At 73.3% G+C, this 2,321-nt stretch carries 2 protein-coding genes; one reads left to right on the top strand and one right to left on the bottom strand.

The genetic code is table 11. The features are described from left to right. Positions 1-192 precede the first annotated feature (192 nt). On the top strand, positions 193-1,593 hold the full coding sequence (locus AC069X_RS17680; RefSeq protein ID WP_478729486.1) for an NADP-dependent succinic semialdehyde dehydrogenase: 1,401 nt from the start codon (positions 193-195) through the stop codon (positions 1,591-1,593). Here the strand turns inward: AC069X_RS17680 and AC069X_RS17675 are convergent. Then, positions 1,559-2,197 (bottom strand): TetR/AcrR family transcriptional regulator, encoded by a 639-nt coding sequence (locus tag AC069X_RS17675; RefSeq protein ID WP_478729485.1) that lies wholly within the window; start codon positions 2,195-2,197, stop codon positions 1,559-1,561. The two genes, AC069X_RS17680 and AC069X_RS17675, sit on opposite strands and share 35 nt — an antisense overlap. Between the last annotated feature and the right edge of the window lie 124 nt (positions 2,198-2,321).

Here is a 2,321-nt window from a genome sequence, read left to right as displayed (position 1 = left end):
TCCGTGCGGTGAGTTCCTAGACAGCTCCCACCACACCGGAGGTCTTCGTCATGTTCAAGACCTGCCGAGTGTCAACAACGCTCGTGATCAATACACCTAGGGGGTGCCGGCGGGTGGCCGGTCCTCGCGTTGCGGGGGCGGGCCCGGGCGGGCAGGGTCGGTGGGGCGGTTCCCACGCAGGAAGGCCGGACCATGCCGATCGCCACCGTCAACCCCACGACAGGCCACACGCTGCTCTCCTTCGACGCCCTCGACGCCGCCGGCATCGAGCGCTGCCTGGACCTGGCCGCGCGCACGGCCTCGTCGTACCGGCACACCTCCTTCGCCGAGCGCTCGGCGCTGCTGGACCGGGCGGCGGAGCTGCTGGAGGCGGAGGCGGAGGACGTCGCCCGCACCATGACCGTCGAGATGGGCAAACCGCTCGTGGCGGCCCGCGCGGAAGCCGCCAAGTGCGTCAAGGCGATGCGCTGGTACGCGGCACACGCCGAGTCCCTCCTCGCCGACGAGCAGCCCGCCGACGCCGACGTGCGCGACGCGGGCGCCTCGGCCGTACGGGTCCGCTACCGGCCCCTGGGCGTGGTGCTCGCCGTCATGCCGTGGAACTTCCCCCTCTGGCAGGTCGTGCGCTTCGCCGCGCCCGCGCTCATGGCCGGCAACGTGGGCCTGCTCAAGCACTCGTCGAACGTCCCCCAGACGGCCCTGTACCTCGGCGACCTCTTCCAGCGGGCGGGCTTCCCGCAGGGCTGCTTCCAGACCCTGCTGATCGGCTCGGGCCCCGTCGAGGGCATCCTGCGCGACCCGAGGGTGGCGGCGGCCACCCTGACGGGCAGCGAGCCGGCCGGGCGCGCGGTGGCCTCCGTCGCGGGGGACGAGGTCAAGAAGACCGTCCTGGAGCTCGGCGGCAGCGACCCGTACATCGTCATGCCCTCGGCGGACGTCGCGCGGGCCGCGAAGACCGCGGTGACCGCCCGGGTCCAGAACAACGGCCAGTCCTGCATCGCCGCCAAGCGGTTCATCGTCCACACCGACGTCTACGACGAGTTCGCCCGGCTCTTCACGGAGGGCATGCGGGCGCTGACCGTCGGAGACCCGATGGAGGAGTCCACCGACGTCGGCCCGCTGGCCACCGAGAGCGGCCGCGCCGACGTGGAGGAACTCGTCGACGACGCCGTACGGCAGGGGGCCACGGTGCTGTGCGGCGGCCGCCGCCCGCCCGGCCGCCCGGACGGCTGGTTCTACGAGCCGACGGTCCTGGCCGACGTCACCCCGGACATGCGCGTCGACCTGGAGGAGACCTTCGGGCCCGTCGCCACCCTGTACCGGGTGGACAGCCTGGACGAGGCCGTGGAGCGCGCCAACCACACGCCGTTCGGACTCAGCTCGAACGTCTGGACCCGGGACGACGGTGACCTGGAGCGCTTCGTCCGCGACCTCGACGCCGGCGGCATCTTCGTCAACGGCATGACCGCCTCCCACCCGGCCCTGCCCTTCGGCGGGGTCAAGCGGTCCGGGTACGGGCGGGAGCTGTCCGGCCACGGCATCCGCGAGTTCTGCAACATCACCACCGTGTGGCAGGCGGCGGAGCAGGGCTGACCGGCCGGCCGTCGCCCTCCATCAGCCCCAGGACGTGCTCGGTGACCAGGTCCAGGATCTCGGCGCCGGCCTTCTCGTCGCCGAGGACCAGCACGCTCAGCGTCAGCCCGTCGGTCATCGCCGCCAGGTACCGGGCCAGGACGGGCGCCGGGACCTTCGGGACGAGCCCCATGTCCCGGCACAGCTGCCCGATCAGCTCCTCGTACGTGTGGCAGTACAGCTCGTACTGGCGGCGGGCCAGGTGCTCGAACCCGGGACGGCGCAGGGCGTACTGGGTGAGCTCGTAGGTCAGCATGTGCTCGCCGGGCTGGGCGCCGACGTGGTCCCAGTACGCCTGGAAGCCGGCCCGGACGGTCTCGCGAAGGGTGGGTTTCGGCCGGATCGCCTCCTTCACCACCGCGATGTAGTGGGCGGTGATCGCCTCCAGGACGGATTCCAGCAGCTGCTGCTTGGAGTCGAAGCAGTAGTGGAAGACGCTCAGGGACACGCCGGCCTCGGCGGCGATCGAGCGGGTGGTCGTCCGGGCGACGCCGTCGCGGGTCATCGCGCGGATCGCCGCCTCGGTCAGCTGGGCGCGCCGCTCGGCCGACGGCATCCGGGGCATGGAACTCCTCTGGGTGGACGTGCCTGGTGCGGCGGGGGGGGGGGGGGGGGGGGGGGGGGGGGGGGGGGGGGGGGGGGGGGGGGGGGGGGGGGGGGGGGGGGGGGGGGGGGGGGGGGGGGGGCGT

The organism is Streptomyces sp. NPDC043896, assembly GCF_056435605.1.
The sequence above is the reverse complement of the archived record's forward strand: the minus strand, read 5'-3'. Positions and strand labels throughout refer to the sequence as shown.

Excerpts from the sequence above, each read along its gene's own strand:
- AC069X_RS17680 (WP_478729486.1), top strand. The coding sequence starts at position 193 with ATGCCGATCGCCACCGTCAACCCCACGACAGGCCACACGCTGCTCTCC.
- AC069X_RS17675 (WP_478729485.1), bottom strand. The coding sequence starts at position 2,197 with ATGCCCCGGATGCCGTCGGCCGAGCGGCGCGCCCAGCTGACCGAGGCG.